At 67.6% G+C, this 16928-nt stretch carries 17 protein-coding genes; 15 read left to right on the plus strand and 2 right to left on the minus strand.

Annotated elements, in window-relative coordinates; translation table 11 throughout:
- Positions 1–85: 85 nt before the first annotated feature.
- The 7 genes from EOJ32_RS04000 to EOJ32_RS04030 are packed head-to-tail and all read left to right on the plus strand — an operon-like array spanning position 86 to position 7048.
- Positions 86–1111, plus strand: coding sequence for an ABC transporter permease (locus EOJ32_RS04000; RefSeq protein ID WP_127897776.1), 1026 nt, complete (start codon positions 86–88; stop codon positions 1109–1111).
- 33 nt (positions 1112–1144) lie between these two features.
- On the plus strand, positions 1145–2083 hold the full coding sequence (locus EOJ32_RS04005) for an ABC transporter substrate-binding protein (protein ID WP_127897777.1): 939 nt from the start codon (positions 1145–1147) through the stop codon (positions 2081–2083).
- Between the two features lie 59 nt (positions 2084–2142).
- A complete protein-coding gene (locus tag EOJ32_RS04010; protein WP_205963177.1) occupies positions 2143–2919 on the plus strand; it encodes an ATP-binding cassette domain-containing protein in 777 nt (258 codons plus the stop codon).
- Complete coding sequence (locus EOJ32_RS04015) at positions 2916–3926, plus strand: zinc-binding alcohol dehydrogenase family protein (protein WP_205963178.1); 1011 nt, start codon at positions 2916–2918, stop codon at positions 3924–3926. The genes EOJ32_RS04010 and EOJ32_RS04015 overlap by 4 nt, the downstream gene beginning before the upstream one ends.
- Before the next feature lie 47 nt (positions 3927–3973).
- The gene (locus EOJ32_RS04020) at positions 3974–5440 is read left to right on the plus strand and encodes a UxaA family hydrolase (protein WP_127899277.1); all 1467 of its coding nucleotides are present in this window, start codon (positions 3974–3976) and stop codon (positions 5438–5440) included.
- A 30-nt stretch (positions 5441–5470) separates the two neighbouring features.
- Complete coding sequence (locus EOJ32_RS04025) at positions 5471–6184, plus strand: SDR family oxidoreductase (protein WP_205963199.1); 714 nt, start codon at positions 5471–5473, stop codon at positions 6182–6184.
- A 15-nt stretch (positions 6185–6199) separates the two neighbouring features.
- Positions 6200–7048 carry a fumarylacetoacetate hydrolase family protein gene (locus EOJ32_RS04030; protein WP_127897779.1) on the plus strand — a complete coding sequence of 283 codons (849 nt, stop codon included), beginning with the start codon at positions 6200–6202 and terminating at the stop codon, positions 7046–7048.
- Positions 7049–7113: 65 nt separating this feature from the next.
- On the opposite strand, the gene EOJ32_RS04035 is transcribed toward EOJ32_RS04030, so the two are convergent.
- Together EOJ32_RS04035 and EOJ32_RS04040 are read right to left on the minus strand one after the other, a co-directional pair.
- Positions 7114–8943 carry a family 16 glycosylhydrolase gene (locus EOJ32_RS04035; RefSeq protein ID WP_127897780.1) on the minus strand — a complete coding sequence of 610 codons (1830 nt, stop codon included), beginning with the start codon at positions 8941–8943 and terminating at the stop codon, positions 7114–7116.
- Positions 8944–9572: 629 nt separating this feature from the next.
- The gene (locus EOJ32_RS04040; RefSeq protein WP_046000793.1) at positions 9573–9758 is read right to left on the minus strand and encodes a hypothetical protein; all 186 of its coding nucleotides are present in this window, start codon (positions 9756–9758) and stop codon (positions 9573–9575) included.
- A gap of 480 nt (positions 9759–10238) precedes the next feature.
- On the opposite strand from EOJ32_RS04040, the gene EOJ32_RS04045 reads away from it, so the two are divergent.
- From EOJ32_RS04045 to EOJ32_RS04080, 8 genes are all read left to right on the plus strand, one after another.
- Positions 10239–12047 (plus strand): tetratricopeptide repeat protein, encoded by a 1809-nt coding sequence (locus tag EOJ32_RS04045; protein ID WP_240542488.1) that lies wholly within the window; start codon positions 10239–10241, stop codon positions 12045–12047.
- Entirely contained in the window at positions 12044–12862 is an 819-nt protein-coding gene (locus tag EOJ32_RS04050; RefSeq protein WP_127897781.1) for a 4-(cytidine 5'-diphospho)-2-C-methyl-D-erythritol kinase, read from the plus strand. Before EOJ32_RS04045 ends, EOJ32_RS04050 begins: the two co-directional genes overlap by 4 nt.
- 30 nt (positions 12863–12892) lie before the next feature.
- A complete protein-coding gene (locus tag EOJ32_RS04055) occupies positions 12893–13627 on the plus strand; it encodes a pyridoxine 5'-phosphate synthase (RefSeq protein WP_045981026.1) in 735 nt (244 codons plus the stop codon).
- A 37-nt stretch (positions 13628–13664) separates the two neighbouring features.
- On the plus strand, positions 13665–14075 hold the full coding sequence (gene acpS, locus EOJ32_RS04060) for a holo-ACP synthase (protein ID WP_045981025.1): 411 nt from the start codon (positions 13665–13667) through the stop codon (positions 14073–14075).
- A 73-nt stretch (positions 14076–14148) separates the two neighbouring features.
- Entirely contained in the window at positions 14149–14940 is a 792-nt protein-coding gene (gene lepB / locus EOJ32_RS04065) for a signal peptidase I (RefSeq protein WP_045981024.1), read from the plus strand.
- Entirely contained in the window at positions 14937–15626 is a 690-nt protein-coding gene (rnc, locus tag EOJ32_RS04070; RefSeq protein ID WP_127897782.1) for a ribonuclease III, read from the plus strand. Before lepB ends, rnc begins: the two co-directional genes overlap by 4 nt.
- On the plus strand, positions 15623–16582 hold the full coding sequence (era, locus tag EOJ32_RS04075; protein WP_045981023.1) for a GTPase Era: 960 nt from the start codon (positions 15623–15625) through the stop codon (positions 16580–16582). The genes rnc and era overlap by 4 nt, the downstream gene beginning before the upstream one ends.
- Entirely contained in the window at positions 16575–16910 is a 336-nt protein-coding gene (locus EOJ32_RS04080; protein ID WP_127897783.1) for a DUF1491 family protein, read from the plus strand. Before era ends, EOJ32_RS04080 begins: the two co-directional genes overlap by 8 nt.
- Positions 16911–16928: the final 18 nt, after the last annotated feature.

The following is a 16928-nucleotide window of genomic DNA, read 5'->3' on the forward strand; positions in this document are numbered from 1 at the left end:
CCTAAATTATTAAAAACAATTGACAGGTGCAAGGTGCCTGCACATGCTTTGCCGACATCAGGACGAAATCGGTCGGGGAGGAACGATGACGGACGCAAGCAAGCCCTGGGCCGACGGCAAGGCGCGTCGGCTGACGATCGCCCGCGACCAGCTGCACCGTGCATCGGCCCTGCTGACGCTGGTCCTGCTGATCATCGGCTTTGCGATGGCCAGCCCGGCGTTCCTGTCGGTCAACAACGGGCTGACGGTGCTGTTGCAGACATCGGTCATCGGGCTGCTGGGGATCGGGCTGACCATGGTCATCATCACCGGCGGGATCGACCTTTCGGTCGGCTCGGTGCTGGCGCTGTCGGGCGTGGTGTCGGCGATGGTGGTCAAGGCCGGCCTGCCGGTGGTGCCCGCGATGTGCGCAGGCGTCCTGGCCGGCGCCGCCTGCGGGGCGTTCAACGGCCTTGTCATCACCCGGCTGCGGATCCCGCCCTTCGTGGCGACGCTTGGCATGATGCTGATCGCGCGCGGCGTGGCGCTGCAGCTGACCGGGGCCACGCCGATTTCGCAGCTGGGCGCGGGCTTCGGGCGGCTTGGCAACGGCGCGCTGTTCCGCGTGGTCGAGATGCAGCCGAACGGCTTTCCGCGCGTGATCTTTCCGGGCATCCCCTATCCGGCCATCCTGCTGCTGGTCGTGGCGGTGGTCGCGACCTATCTGCTGCGCCGCCGCCAGATCGGGCGCCACATCTATGCCACCGGGTCGAACGAGGAGGCCGCGCGCCTGTCCGGCGTGAATGTCGACTGGACCAAGATGTACGCCTACACGATGTCGGGCGCGCTGGCGGGGCTGGGGGGCAACGTGCTGATGTCGCGCCTGGTCACCGCCCAGCCAAGCGAGGGGGTGATGTACGAACTGGATGCCATCGCGGCGGCGGTGATCGGCGGCGCATCCCTGTCGGGGGGCGTGGGCACCGTCGCGGGCACGATGATCGGTGCGTTCATCATCGGCATTCTGCGAAACGGTCTGAACATGTCGGGCGTGTCCGCCTTCATCCAGCAGATCGTCATCGGCTTCGTGGTCATCGGCGCGGTCTGGATCGATCAGGTCCGCAACCGCCGCTAGGCCCGCATCATCATCATCGGAGGAGGAACCAAGATGACACTGCTCAAGACATGCCTGGCCGTATCCGCCCTTGCCCTGACCGCCGCCGGCGCCCAGGCCGGAGAGATCGCGGTCATCGTCAAGACGACCAACTCGAACTTCTGGCAGAACGTGAACCTGGGCGCCCAGGCCGCGATCGAGGGCCAGTCCGAGCATACGCTGAGCTTTGACGGTCCGGCCGCGGAAAGCGCGGTGGCCGATCAGGTCAGCCAGGTCGAGAACGCCATCAACCGCGGCGTGGCCGGGCTGGTCCTGGCCCCGTCCGACCCCGAGGCGCTGATCCCCGTGGTGCAGCGCGCCTACGAATCCGGCATCCCGGTCGTGATCATCGACAGCGCCCTGGGCGAGGGCGCAGAAGGCGCGTTCCAGGCCTTCCTGTCGACCGACAACTGCGCGGCCGGAGAGCAGGTGGCCAAGCGCATGATCGACGAGGCCGGCACGACCGGCAAGGTGGGGATCATGTCCTATGTCGCGGGCGTCGGGTCCGAGATCGGGCGCGTCGGCTGCTTCACCAGCTACCTGCAGGAGAATTCCGACCTGGAGATCGTGGGTCCGCTCTATTCGCAAAGCCAGATGGCCAACGCGCTGAACCAGACCACCGACATGCTGGCGTCGAACCCGGACCTTATCGGCATCTTCGGGGCGAACGAACCCACGGCCGTCGGCATGGGGCGCGCGATCGAACAGGCCGGCAAGGCGGGACAGCTGACCGCCCTGGGCTTTGACGGCAACGAGGACCTGCAGCAGTTCGTGCGCGACGGCGTGCTGACGGCGACGGCGGTGCAGGGATCGTTCGCCATGGGCGAGATGGGCGTGCAGACCGTGATGGACATCCTGGCCGGAGAGACGGTCGAGCCGTTCATCAACACCGGCGTGGTGATGGTCGACAAGGCCAACATCGAGTCCGACGAGGCCAGGAACGTCCTCTACTGATGCTGCCGGGGACCGCCCGCGCGGTCCCCGATCACCGACACGTTGCAAGGGGCATGCCCATGTCAGACCAGCCGCTGGTCCAGATGATCGACATCGAAAAGCATTTCGGCGGCGTCCGGGCCGTCGATCATGTCTCGGTCAGCCTCTATCCGGGCGAGGTGGTGGGCCTTCTGGGGCATAACGGCGCGGGCAAGTCCTGCCTGATGCGCATCCTGTCGGGCGCCATGACCCCCAGCAGCGGAGAGATCCGCGTGAACGGCACGGCGGTCCGCTTTGCCGAACCCAACGATGCCCGCGCCAAGGGGATCGAGACGATCTATCAGACGCTGGCCCTGGCCAATCATCTGGACGCGCCCAGCAACCTGTTCCTGGGGCGGGAGCTCAAGACCCGGTTCGGCAACCTGGACGACGCGGCCATGCTGCGCGCCGCGCGCGAGGTGCTGGCCCGGCTGAACCCCAACTTTCGCAACCTGCGCGACCCCGTGTCCAGCCTGTCGGGTGGCCAGCGCCAGGTGATCGCGATCGCGCGTGCGATCTATTTCGACACCCGCGTGCTGATCATGGACGAACCCACCGCAGCCCTGGGCCCGTCCGAGACGGCGATGGTGGCCGACCTGATCCGCAAGCTGCAGGCCGACGGGATCGGGATATTCCTGGTCAGCCACGACATCCATGACGTGTTCGACCTGTGCGACCGGGTCGTGGTGATGAACAAGGGCCGCGTCGTGGGCGCCCATGCCATCGGCGATGTCAGCAAGGACGACGTCCTCAGCCTGATCGTCAAGGGAGAGCTGCCGTCCGACTGGTCCGCCCGCAGGCCGGAGCCGGTGCAATGAAGGACGCATCCGCCACCACGATGGCATGCGGCGTCTGCGTCGAACCCGGCCGGTTCCGCATCGAGACGCGGCCCCTGCCGACCCATGCCCCCGAGGGCTGGGTGCTTGTCGACATCGCCGCCATCGGCATCTGCGGCACGGATTACCACATCTTCGAGGGCAAGCATCCCTATCTGGATTATCCCCGCGTGATCGGGCACGAGCTGTCCGGGCATGTGGCCGGCGGACCGGATGCCGGGCGCCTGGTCGTGGTGAACCCCTATCTGTCCTGCGGGGCCTGCCGTGCCTGCCTGCGCGGCAAGCCCAACTGCTGCGCCGCGATCGCGGTGCTGGGCGTGCATCGCGACGGCGGCATGTGCGCGCGGATCGCGGTTCCGGCGGGCAACCTGTACCCCGCCGACGGGCTGAGCGTGCATCAGGCCGCGATGGTCGAGTTCCTGGCCATCGGCGCCCATGCCGTCGCGCGTTCGGGCGTGGGGCCGGGCGATCTGGCGCTGGTGACGGGGGCGGGGCCGATCGGGCTTGGCACCGCGCTGTTCGCGCGACTGGCCGGGGCCCAGGTGCATCTGATGGATCTCAGCGACCGGCGGCTGGCGCTGGCGCGGCGACTGTGCGGGTTCGACCTGCTGCACCGTCCGGGCGACGACATCCTGACCGGCGAGTTGGCGCAGGGCTTCGATGTCGTCTTCGACGCGACCGGCAGCGCACCGGCCATCGAGGCGGGCTTTCCCATTGTGGCCCATGGCGGCAGCACGGTGCTGGTCAGCGTGGTCAAGGGCGACATCCGCTTTTCGGATGCCGAGTTCCACAAGCGCGAGGCCCGCATCATCGGCAGCCGCAACGCGCAGGCCCCCGATTTCGACCGGGTCATCGCGGCCATTCGCGACGGGCTGATCCCCACCGATGCGCTGCTGTCCGAGGTCGTTCCGCTGGCCGATCTGCCCGACCGTTTTGCCGCGCTGGTCGATGACCGCGACGACATCGTCAAGATCCTGGTGACCCCGTGACGCAAGCCCCGCCGACCGCCATCCGCCTGCATGACCGCGACAACATCATGGTCGCCCTGATCGCCCTGACCCCCGGCGCGCCGCTTGATGCCGAATGCGCCGCGACAGAGGCGATCCCCGCGGGCCACAAGGTCGCTATCCGCCCCATCGCGCCCGGCGAACCGGTCCTGAAATATGGTCAGGTCATCGGCATCGCCACCCGGCCCATCGCGGCGGGGGCGCATGTCCATGTCCAGAACCTTGGCATGGGGGCGCACAAGCAGGATCACGGCTTTGGCAGCGCGGCGGGTGCGCTGCCCGCCCCCGATGCGCCGGAGTCCTTCCAGGGGTTTCACCGGCCATCGGGGCGGGTGGGCACGCGCAATTATGTGGGCATCCTGACCTCGGTCAATTGCGCGGGATCGGTCGCCCGCTTCATCGCCGAGGAGGCAGAGCGTCAGGGCTGGCTGGCCGATTACCCCAACGTGGACGGAATCGTGCCCATCGTGCACGGCACCGGCTGCGGCATGTCCGGCAAGGGCGAAGGGTACGAGACGCTGTTCCGCACCATCGCAGGCTATGGCCACAACCCTAATTTCGGCGCCATCCTGATGGTGGGCCTGGGCTGCGAGGTCATGCAGATCCCCGACCTGATCGACCGGCGCGCGCTGAAGGACAGCGCCCGGTTCCGCTATATGACCATCCAGCAGACGGGAGGCACGCGGGCCACCGTCGACAAGGGCGTGGCGATCCTGCGCGAACTGGCCGCCGAGGCCGACCGTGCCACGCGCCGGACCGCCCCGGCATCCGCGCTGGTGATGGGCATGCAATGCGGGGGGTCGGACGGCTATTCCGGGATCACGGCCAACCCGGCCCTGGGCATCGCCTCTGATCTGCTGGTGGCGCAGGGGGGCATCTCGATCCTGTCGGAAACCTCCGAGATCTATGGCGCCGAACATCTGCTGACCCGACGCGCCGATCCCGAGACCGGCCGCAAGCTGATCGACCTGATCGACTGGTGGGAGGATTACACCGCCCGCAATTTCGGAGAGATGGACAACAATCCCTCGCCCGGCAACAAGCGCGGCGGCCTGACCACGATCTTGGAAAAGAGCCTGGGCGCCGTGGCCAAGGGGGGCAGCGCGCCGCTGTCGGCGGTCTATCGCTATGGCGAACCCATCGACCGGCCGGGTTTCGTCTTCATGGACAGCCCCGGCTATGACCCCTGTTCGGTGACGGGGCAGGTCGCGTCGGGGGCCAACCTGATCGCCTTCACCACCGGGCGGGGCAGCGTGTCGGGCTATCGCCCTGTGCCCTGCATCAAGATCGCGTCGAACCCCGACCTGTGGCGCCGGATGGAGCCGGACATGGATGTCGATTGCGGTGCGATCCTCTCCGGGGCCACCCTGCAGGAGAAGGGGCACGAAATCTTCGACCTGATGCTGGCCGTCGCCTCCGGTGCCCCGACGAAAAGCGAGGCGCAGGGGTTCGGCGCGGTCGAGTTCGTGCCCTGGCAGATCGGCGCGGTGATGTAAGTGAAAGGACAGCGAATGATACCAACCCCCATGACGGGACAGCGCGTCGTGATCACCGCGGCGGCCCAGGGGATCGGCCGCGCCAGCGCACTGGCCTTTGCCGCGGCGGGCGCCGAGGTGATCGCCACCGACATCAACATGGACGGGCTCTCGACGCTGGACGGGTGCCGCACCGCGCGCCTGGACGTGCTGGACGGCGCCGCCGTGGCGGCGTTCTTTGCCGATCTGGAACCGGTGGACGTGCTGTTCAACTGCGCCGGGGTCGTGCATGCAGGCGGCATCCTGGAGGCATCCGAGGCCGACCTGGAATTCGCATTCGACCTGAACGTGCGATCGATGATGCGCACGATCCGGGCGGTCCTGCCGGGGATGGTCGATCGGGGGCGGGGGGCGATCATCAACATGTCCTCGGTCGCCTCGTCCATCAAGGGGGTGCCCAACCGCTTTGCCTATTCCACCACCAAGGCCGCCGTCCTGGGTCTGACCAAGTCGGTCGCCGCCGATCATGTGGGCCACGGCATCCGATGCAACGCGATCTGCCCCGGCACGGTGCAGTCGCCGTCCCTGGACGACCGCCTTGCCGCGACGGGCGATGCCGTGGCGGCCCGCGCGGCCTTCGTCGCGCGCCAGCCCATGGGGCGCATCGCCGATGCGGCGGAAATTGCCGATCTGGCCGTGTATCTGGCGGGCGCGACCTATACCACGGGCCAAGCCGTCTGCATCGACGGCGGCTGGACACTCTGACCCAAGGAAGACGACATGAAACTTGTTCGCTTTGGTGCCGCGGGCGCCGAGAAACCCGGCCTGATCGACGCGGACGGCCAGATCCGTGACCTGTCGGCGCATGTGTCGGACCTGTCCGGACAGGCGCTGCATCCCGATGCACTGGCCGGCCTGGCGCGCCTTGATCCGGCGACGCTGCCGCTGGTCCAGGGCGATCCGCGTCTGGGCCCGCCCGTCGCGGGCACCGGCAAGTTCATCTGCATCGGCCTGAACTATGCCGACCATGCCGCCGAATCCGGCATGCAGGTCCCGCCCGAACCGGTGATCTTCATGAAGGCCACCAGCGCGATCTGCGGTCCGAACGATCCGATCATCATCCCGCGCGGCAGCGAAAAGACCGACTGGGAGGTCGAACTGGCCGTCATCATCGGCAAGCCTGCCAAATATGTCGACGAAGCCAACGCCATGTCCCATGTCGCGGGCTTTGCCGTGACAAACGACGTGTCCGAACGGGCGTTCCAGACCGAACGCGCGGGCCAGTGGACCAAGGGCAAGTCCTGCGACAATTTCGGCCAGATCGGCCCCTGGCTGGTCACCCCGGACGAGATCGCCGATCCCCAGGATCTGGCGATGTGGCTGAGCGTGAACGGTCAGACGATGCAGGACGGGTCGACGGCGACGATGGTCTATCGGGTGCCGTTCCTGATCCACTACCTCAGCCAGTTCATGACGCTGCATCCGGGCGACGTGATTTCCACCGGAACGCCTCCGGGCGTGGGGATGGGGATGCGGCCGCAACGCTTCCTGCGGGCGGGCGACGTCGTCGATCTGGGCATCAAGGGGCTGGGCCAGCAGCGCCAGGAGGTCATTGCCGACCCGGCCTGATGGGTGCATGCCGTCGCCCGTGACGCCTGGCCCCGCGTGGGCCGGGCGTTACGGGCCAATCCCGGTCAGACGAAGATCAGGTCGTTGCCCAGCCCGTCGATCGTCATGTTGCGCACCGTCAGCACGTCACCGTCCCCAAGATCGAATACGACGTTCGCGCCGATCTGTGCGGCATGGTCCCGCGCCTGCGCCAAGCTGGCGATCCCGAAGTCGATCATGCGGATCGTGTCGATGTCGTCCTGAAAATCCATGACCGCATCGCGCCCGGCACCGTGACCGAAGACGAAGACATCGGCCCCCGCGCCGCCCCACAGCTGATCGCGTCCCGCACCGCCGTTCAGGCTGTCGTTTCCGGCCCCACCGTCCAGGCGATCATCGCCCTGCCTGCCGTGAAGGATGTCCGCACCGAACCCGCCGCGGATCACGTTCGCCCGGGCGTCGCCCATCAGGATGTCGCGGCCCATTCCGCCGTGAATGTTCTCGACATTGCGGATCACGTCGGTCCCGTGCCCCGTGGCCTGCGCGCCGGTCATGGCCAGATCGATCCGCGCGGCCCGCGCCTGACCCATGAACGAGACCCAGTCCGTTCCCGCGCCACCATCGATCGTGTCGTTGCCCGCCCCGCCCCAAAGCATGTCGTCGCCGACCCCGCCATGCAGGACGTCGTTTCCGTTCCCGCCGAAAAGGCTGTCGGCCCCGCCGCCCCCGGCGATCGTGTCCGCGCCACCCGCGCCGCGCAGGATGGTATCGGCCCGATTTCCGGTCATGCGGTTGGCCAGATCGTTGCCGACACCGGTCACCCGCCCCGTACCGGTCATCACCAGATGCTCGACATGGGCGGACAGCGCGTGGGACACGCCGGCATGCACGACGTCCCGACCGCCATTCGCCGTTTCGATCACCCGGTCACCCGCGTTGTCGACGTGATAGACGTCGTCGCCGGCCATGCCGTACATCCTGTCGGCGCCCGCCATGCCGTCGATGACATCATTGCCCGAAAGCCCGAACATCGTGTCACTTGCCGCGGTCCCGCGCAGGCGATCGGCACCTGCGCTGCCAATGATGCTGCCCGGAGGGGCATCGGCGGGGAACAGCGGAAAGCCGGGGACCGGATCGGGGGTCGGACCCGGCCCGCCGACCACGGGGCCGGGGGGAACGCTACTGCCGTATTCGCCGGGCCTGATCTCTGCCCCGGCAATGCGGGCGACCAAGGGCTCTCCGGGATCGGTCCATCGGCCGGCCCATTCTTCCTGCCCCGGCGCCACCGCCCACAGATCGACATAGCTGGACATGGGGCCAATGTTCCAGATGCCGCCGGGCATGTCCGCGGCGCTGAATTGCGCCACGATACGCCCATCGACATAGAAGACGGCGGAACGGTCGGTCACGGTGACTTCGTAGGTGTGAAAACCTTCCGCCGCGTCAAAGCCTAGGTCGATCACCGCGCGCCGCTGGCCGGCGTCATTCAGCGTGATATGGTTTCCGGCAGCGTCCTCCATGTGGATGGCCAACTGGACCTGCGTGGTGTCGCCCCCCACGAATTCGAAATCGAATTCAACCCAAGGCTGATGCTGCCAGTCCGCCTTGTAGGTGAACAGTCCGAATACCGCGCCCGGTTGCATGTCGGGGGCCTGCACGGTCCATCCCCATGTTCCGGTGGTGGCGATCTGGGCGCCCTGAATCTCGCCGCCCTGATAGGGACGGGGCGATCCGGATGGGGACCGGCCCAGGACCAGTTCGATGGCACCATCCGCGCCGACGCGGACATTGTCGTCCGACCACTGCATGATGCTTGATTGCCCGGCCGCCCAGTCCGAGATCAGCCAGCTGTCATTGTCATGCTGTTCGCCGATCTCGTACAGATCAAGGGCAGGGGCGGTCGGGGTCGTGGTCATGCTCACCTCAGATGGTCGCAGGGACGGCGGCGGCCGAGACGGGCAGGGCAGCACGCGGTCCGATCAGGAAGCCGAAGGTTCAGTATGACCCGGACACCCTAATGCAACTTTAACGCGATCTTGCGCTGCGCGGTTTGTGCTGTGTCCCATGTGGGACAAACGCAAGCTAAGGAACGGCGTCGGATCTGCCAGAACAACGCGATATTCTGTCGGCGAGTTGTATCAATGGCCCTGTTAAAAGAGATCGGAAGATCCAATAGGCGACACACTGCTCTGCGTGCTGCCCCTGTGCGGCTTCGGTTCGCAAATCTAATCTAGGCGATAACTGAGGCGTAGAGTGGGGAGTGTACCGTCGTATAAGGCGTAAAATGTTGATGCGCTTGCTATCTTATCAAAACTCTAAACAGTTTTCAGAAAACGATCGCGCGCGACCACTATGGCAATATCAAAACTTTTATTAACAACTTAAGCGTGAACTATTAATTTATATTCAACCTTATATTAGATTGACGTATTGCACCATATGCACAAGTCTAAGACGTGCGTATCGATTGTCAGAGATAAGGGTCGTCCCGTCGCCGGTCGTTCCCTTGTGTCATAGGTTACCAGTCAGGCAACGTGCCCGTCCGTCATGACCTTTGGTCTGTGCGGACGGGCGTCCGCGATGCCGATGCCCAAGCAAATGCCAGCACCGAGAATCCTCCGCAGAGCGCATAGGCCGTCAGGCATTCCCAATATGCGAACCCGTTGAACAGGAACAGCATCATGACGCCGATGGCCACGGCTAGGGCAAAGGCAAGATTGGCTGCGATCATCCGACCCCTCCATTCGATAGCCGACCCCCTGCAAGGACAGGTGGCCACAGCGTTTCATTCAGAAACCAGGATGCGAGCAGATGACCGTTTCGATCTTGGTTAACTGATCGTACCATGCACTTTGGCAAAACGCCTAGGCAGAGGTGACATCCGGGACAAAAGCGGCGAAATCATGCCGTTACATGGTTCGATTTTCACGGATTGCTGCCGATGCCTCAGTTTTCGGCAAGCGTGACGGTACGTCGACTAACAATTGCAAACTGATCCGGGCGGGTATCCCTTGCCGCCGTGCGCTACAGACAGCGCATCCTGCAGTCTTCACCGGCAACCGGCGATATGCCTCAGGGGACCCTGTCAAAATCCAAAACATGCGTGATTACTCGAACATGTGATGAAACCTTGGGGCGGGGGCGTTGCCTGCCTTGGCCCCGGCCGCTAGGCTTGCGGACAACGCAAATGTGATTTCCGGAAGTGCCGCCCTTGACCCAGACCCGCCCCCTTGCTGCCCTGCTGCGTCTTGCCGTGCTGGCTGCGCTGACGACGGGAGCTGCCCTGCCGGCTCTGGCGCAGGACGGCCCGCCCGAACCGAAGCCGCCGCAGCAGCCCGCGCAGATCAGCGGCCTGGCCGGCCCCTATCTTGCCGCCCGCATGGCGACCGTCGAGAACGACTTTCGCGCGGCGGCGCGCTATTTCGTCATGGCGTCGGCGCAGGATCCGCAGGACGTCTATCTGCAGGACAGCGCGCTGGTCGCGCTGGCATCGGCGGGCGATGTCGATCAGGCGGTGGCCATGGCCGAACGGTTGTTCGACGAGGATCGCCCCACGGAACTGGCCGGCCTTCTGCGCCGCGCACAGCTGGTCCGGGCCGAGGACTGGCAGGGCGTGGTCGACCTGATCGACGCGACCCATGCGCCGGACGTCCCGCTGGACCAGGACCTGATGGACGGCACCATCCGTGCCTGGGCGCTGCTGGGTGCGGGACGCGCCACCGACGCCATCGCGGCGTTCGAGGCGATGGCCGCGAATGCGGACCTGGCCCCCATCGTGAACTATCACCTGGCGCTGGCCCGGGCGCTGGCGGGCGACTATGAGGCCGCCAACCGCCTGATCGTGCAGTCCGAGGCCAGCGGCCACCTGATGGGCCTGACCGCCCGCGTCCAGATCCTGTCGCAGCTGGATCGCGGCGACGAGGCGCTGGCGCTGCTGTCCCAGATCGACGGGCTGGAGGCCGAGCCGCAGTTGCTGGCCCTGCGCCAGCGCCTGGAACAGGGGCAGCCGGTGCCCTTCGACGTGGTGGGCGGCCCGGCGGACGGAATCGCGCATCTGCTGCTGTCCTTTGCCTCGGCCCTGTCCAGCAGCCCGGACCCGGAACCGCTGGCGCTGATCCATGCGCGCCTGGCGTCCTGGATCGCGCCCCAGAACCCCGAGCCCCGGCTGACCACCGCGCAGCTGCTGCAGGACCGCCAGCAGTTCGACCTGGCCGAGGCCGAGTTCGATGCCGTCCGGCGCATGGGCGAGATGCGCCCCCAGGCCGAGCTGTCGCGCATCGACGCCCTGTCGCGCGCCCAACGCCCCGCCGAGGCGGAGCGTGCGGCCCTGGCGCTGACCGCGGCCTATCCGGGCCTGGCGCAGTCCTGGATCGCGCTTGGCGACGTGACCCGCCAGCAGGAGAAATACGCCGAGGCGATCCCAAGCTATGACCGGGCGCTGGACCTTCTGGCCGACGCCCCGCCCGAGGCGCGGTGGTTCCCGCTTTACGCGCGCGGCATCTCGCTGGAGCGTGCGGGCCAGTTCGACCGCGCCGAGGCCGACCTGCTGGCCGCGTTGGAGATCCGCCCCGATCAGGCCAGCCTGCTGAACTATCTGGGTTATTCCTGGATCGACCGGAACCAGAACCTGGACCGGGCGCTGGACATGATCAAGCGCGCGGTCGAGCTGTCGCCCGGCGACGGCTATATCCTGGACAGCCTGGCATGGGCCTATTTCCGGCTTGGCCGCTATCAGGAGGCCGTGGCTCCGATGGAGCAGTCCATCGCCACGATGGCCGCCGATCCGCTGGTCAACGACCACCTGGGCGACATCTACTGGATGGTCGGCCGCCACCGCGAGGCGCAGATCCAGTGGCAGCGCGCCCTGTCGCTGGAGCCCGGCGAAAGCGGAGAGGTCGATGCCGACCGCATCCGCGCCAAGCTGGATCGCGGCCTGAACGCGGTGATGGACGAGGAGGACGGCCCCGTCGCCAGCCACCCCACCCAGGCCCCGCAGACCGAGGCCGACGCGGCCGAATGATCATCGAGGCGGCCCCCGCCAAGCTGAACCTGGCGCTGCACGTGACGGGTCGGCGGCCTGACGGCTATCACCTGCTGGATTCGCTGGTCTGCTTTGCGGCGGTCGGCGACAGCATCGCCCTGACCCCCGGCCCGCTGTCCCTGAGCATCGACGGCCCCTTCGCGGCGGGTCTGTCAACCGACGACAATCTGTGCCTGCGCGCCGCGCGTCTGGTCGGGGGACAGGCCGCGATCCGGCTGACCAAGGCGCTGCCCGTCGCCTCGGGCATCGGGGGAGGGTCCGCCGATGCGGCGGCGGTGCTGCGCGGGCTGGCGCGGATGGGCCATCCGCTGCCCGATGGGACCGAACGGCTTGGTGCCGACGTGCCGGTCTGCCTGGCCTCGACGCCCGCGCGCATGCAGGGCGTCGGAGAGGTGCTGACCCCGCTGCCCGCCCTGCCGCCGCTGCACCTGGTGCTGGTCAATCCCGGCATCGCGGTGCCCACCCCGGCGATCTTCGCGGGCCTGCGGTCGCGCGACAATCCGCCTCTGCCGCCCATTCCCGCCTTTGCCGATGTCGATGCGCTGCTGGGCTGGCTGGGCACCACGCGGAACGACCTGCAGCCCCCCGCGATTGCCGCGGCGCCGGTCATCGCCGACGTGCTGCGGGCGCTGGAAGGGCAGGGCGCGGGGCTGGCGCGGATGTCGGGATCGGGGGCCACCTGCTTCGGCATCTTTGCCGACCCCGGCGCCGCGGAGCGCGCGGCTGCGGCCCTTGCGCGCAACGGCTGGTGGGCGGTGGCGACCGAACTGGCATCCGCCCCGGCACGCGGCTAGACTGCGCCCGACCCGATCCCGGAGGAACCCATGCTGCGCCTTGGCGTCAACATCGACCACGTCGCCACCATCCGCAACGCGCGGGGCACGCCCTGGCCCGACCCGCTGCGGGCCGCGCTGATCGCCCAGGCCGCGGGCGCGGACGGCATCACCGCCCATCTGCGCGAGGATCGCCGCCATATCAGCGACGCCGACATCGACGCGCTGATGGCCAACCTGACCCAGCCCCTGAACTTCGAGATGGCCGCCACGATGGAGATGCAGGCCATCGCCCTGCGCCATCGTCCGCATGCCGTCTGCATCGTCCCCGAGAAGCGCGAGGAGCGTACGACCGAAGGCGGTCTGGATGTCGCGGGCAACGACAATGCGCTGGCCGGATACATCGCGCCGCTGCGCGAGGCCGGTTGTCGGGTGTCATTGTTCATCGGTCACGAACCCGCCCAGATCCGCGCCGCCGCCCGGATCGGCGCGGCGGTGGTCGAACTGCACACCGGCGCCTATTGCGACCTGGACACCGAGGGCCGCCACGCCGAGCGCGATGCCGAACTGGCCGCCCTGCGCGAGGGTGCCGCGCTGGCCCATGACCTGGGGCTGGAGGTCCATGCGGGCCACGGGCTGACCTTCGACACGGTCGGTCCCATCGCGGCCATTCCCCAGGTGGCCGAACTGAACATCGGGCATTTCCTGATCTCGGAATCGGTGTTCCTGGGGCTGGAGGGCGCGATCCGCGAGATGCGCGCGCGCATGGACGCGGCGCGGGCGTGATCCCTTTCCTGTCCAAAGACCCGTCGGGACGCACGGCATGATCCTGGGCATCGGCACGGACCTGGCCAACATCGACCGCATCCAGGGGACGCTGGACCGCTTTGGCGACCGGTTCCGCAACCGGGTCTTCACGCCCACCGAACTGGCCAAGGCTGCCCGCCGCGCCGACGAGGCCGGCACCCTGGCCAAGCGGTGGGCCGCCAAGGAGGCCTGCTCCAAGGCGCTTGGCACGGGTCTTGCCATGGGCATCAGCTGGCGCGACATGGCGGTGACGAACCTGCGGTCGGGCCAGCCGGTCATGGCGCTGACGGGATGGGCCGCGGACCGGCTGGCGGCGATGACGCCCGCCGATCATCACGCGGTCGTGCATGTCACGCTGACCGACGACCACCCCTGGGCGCAGGCCTTCGTGGTGATCGAGGCGCGTCCCGGCCCTGCGCCTGCTTGACTTTGACCCTGTGCCCGGCCCATGAACACCCGACGCAGGGCCCCCGGCCCGAGGGATAAGAGGACCACGCGGAATGGCAACGGCAGCGCCCGAGAAAAAGGACGGCATCTGGGAGACGATCAAGACGATCTTCTGGGCGCTGGTGATCGCGGGCATCTTCCGCACGCTGTTCTTCCAGCCCTTCTGGATCCCGTCGGGCAGCATGAAGGACACGCTGCTGATCGGTGATTTCCTGTTCGTGAACAAGATGGCCTATGGCTATTCCGCGCACAGCTGCCCGTTCTCGATGTGCCCGATCAGCGGCCGCATCCTGGAACGCGAACCGGCGCGCGGCGACGTTGCCGTGTTCCGTCACCCGACCCGCAACGTCGATTTCATCAAGCGCGTGATCGGCCTGCCGGGCGACACCGTGCAGATGCGCGGCGGCCGCCTGTGGCTGAACGGAGAGCCGGTCCAGGTCACCCCCGCCGGAGAGTTCATCGAGGTCAAGGAACAGCAGGGGCCGCAGGGCCTGATCCCGCGCTGCGTGAACGACCCCGTGCCCGAGGGCGGCGACTGCATCAGCGAACGCATGACCGAGACGCTGCCGGGCGGCAACACCCATGACATCTTGAACATCGTCGATGGCTGGGTGGCCGACGACACGCCGACCTTCACCGTCCCCGAAGGACAGTACTTCTTCATGGGCGACAACCGCGACAATTCCGAAGACAGCCGTTTCCCGGCCGAGATCGGCGGCCTGGGCTTCGTGCCGGCCGAATACCTGATCGGCCGCGCCGACCGCATCATGTTCTCGTCGGCGGGGCGGTCGCTGCTGTATTTCTGGACGTGGCGGTCCGACCGCTTCTTCAAGGCGGTGAATTGACGCCCTCGGCCGACATCCGGGCCTTCATGGCCCGTCTGGGGCATGAATTCGCGCGGCCCGAACTGCTGATCCGCGCGCTGACGCATGGCTCGATCGCCAGCGTCACGCGGCCCGACAACCAGCGGCTGGAGTTCCTGGGCGACCGCGTCCTGGGTCTGGTCATGGCCGAGGCACTGTTCACCGCAGACACCGCCGCCAGCGAGGGCCAGCTTGCCCCGCGCTACAATGCGCTGGTGCGCGGAGAGACCTGCGCCGCGGTGGCCCGCGAGCTGTCTCTGGGCGACGTGCTGAAGCTGGGTCGGTCCGAGATGCTGTCGGGCGGGCGTCGCAAGGACGCCCTTCTGGCCGATGCGATGGAGGCGGTGCTGGCCGCCGTCTATCTGGATGCGGGCTTCGATGCGGCCCGTCAGGTCGTGCTGCGCCATTGGGCGCCGCGTCTGGCGCGGGTCGATGCCGACAGCCGCGACGCCAAGACCGCCCTGCAGGAATGGGCCCAGGCCCAGGGCATGCCGCCCCCCGTCTATGAACAGACCGAACGCAGCGGCCCCGACCATGCGCCGGTCTTCCTGATCACCGTGCGGCTGGAAGACGGCCGCGACGCGCAGGCCCGCGGCACGGGCACCAAGCGCAGCATCGAACAGGCCGCCGCGCAATCGCTGCTGGATCGGCTGGAAGGACTGACATGACCGACGACGACATCGCCCCCGATCAGCCGCCCGCGGCGCAACCCGACGGGCCCACCCGCGCGGGCTTCGTCGCCCTGATCGGAGAGCCCAATGCGGGCAAGTCCACGCTGCTGAACCAGATGGTCGGCGCCAAGGTCAGCATCGTGACCCACAAGGTCCAGACGACCCGCGCACGCATTCGCGGCATCGCCATGCACGGCCCCGCGCAGATCGTCTTTGTCGACACGCCGGGCATCTTCCGCCCGCGCCGCCGGCTGGACCGCAGCATGGTCGCCGCGGCCTGGGGCGGGGCGTCGGACGCCGACATCGTGCTGGTCCTGGTCGAGGCGCATCGCGGCCTGACCGACGGCACGCAGGCGATCCTGGATCAGTTGGTCGACCTGGGCAAGGGGACGCCCGTCGCGCTGATCATCAACAAGATCGACCGCGTCAAGGCCGAGACCCTGCTGGCCCTGTCCCAGCAGCTGAACGAGGCCTATCCCTTCACCGAGACGTTCATGATCTCGGCCATGCGCGGCCATGGTTGCCAGCAGCTGCGCGGCTGGCTGGCCCGCAGCCTGCCCGAAAGCCCGTGGCTGTACCCCGAGGATCAGATCGCCGACCTGCCCATGCGCATGATCGCCGCCGAGATCACCCGCGAGAAGCTGACCCTGCGCCTGCACGAGGAGATCCCCTATCAGCTGACGGTAGAGACCGAGGCCTGGGAGGAGAAGGACGACGGCAGCGCTCGTGTCGAACAGGTCGTCTATGTCGCCCGCCAGGGCCACAAGGGCATCGTCCTGGGCCGCGGCGGAGAGACGATCAAGGCCGTGGGCCAGGCCGCGCGCGTCGAGCTGGAGGAGTTCATGGGTCGCCGCGTCCATCTGTTCCTGCAGGTCCGCGTCCGCGAGAACTGGGAGAACGAGGCCGAACGCTATGACGAGATCGGCCTGAACTTCCGCGACGGCGATGGCTGAGCCGCGCCTGGCCGCGTCCCTGTGGGTCGCGGCCTATCTGGCGCGGTTGGCCCAGGCCACCATCCCCGCCTATGTGCTGGCGCGCGGTGACGATACGGCGGGCGCGATCGCGGTGAAATGCGCCCATCTGGACGGCACCGCCGCGCTGTGGATGCGCGAATGGGACATGGACAGCGACACCCGTCCCTGGGTCGCGACCGACAGGGGCACCGAGCGTGACATCGACGCTGCCATCGCCCGCCAACGGTCCCGCGACCGCGACCTGTGGGTGATCGAGATCGAATCGCGCGACGGCACCACGCTGCTGGATCGCGACGGGCTGTTCTGACCTCTGGCGGGGTCGCGG

The organism is Paracoccus sp. Arc7-R13 (genome assembly GCF_004010775.1).
Lineage (GTDB): Bacteria > Pseudomonadota > Alphaproteobacteria > Rhodobacterales > Rhodobacteraceae > Paracoccus > Paracoccus marcusii.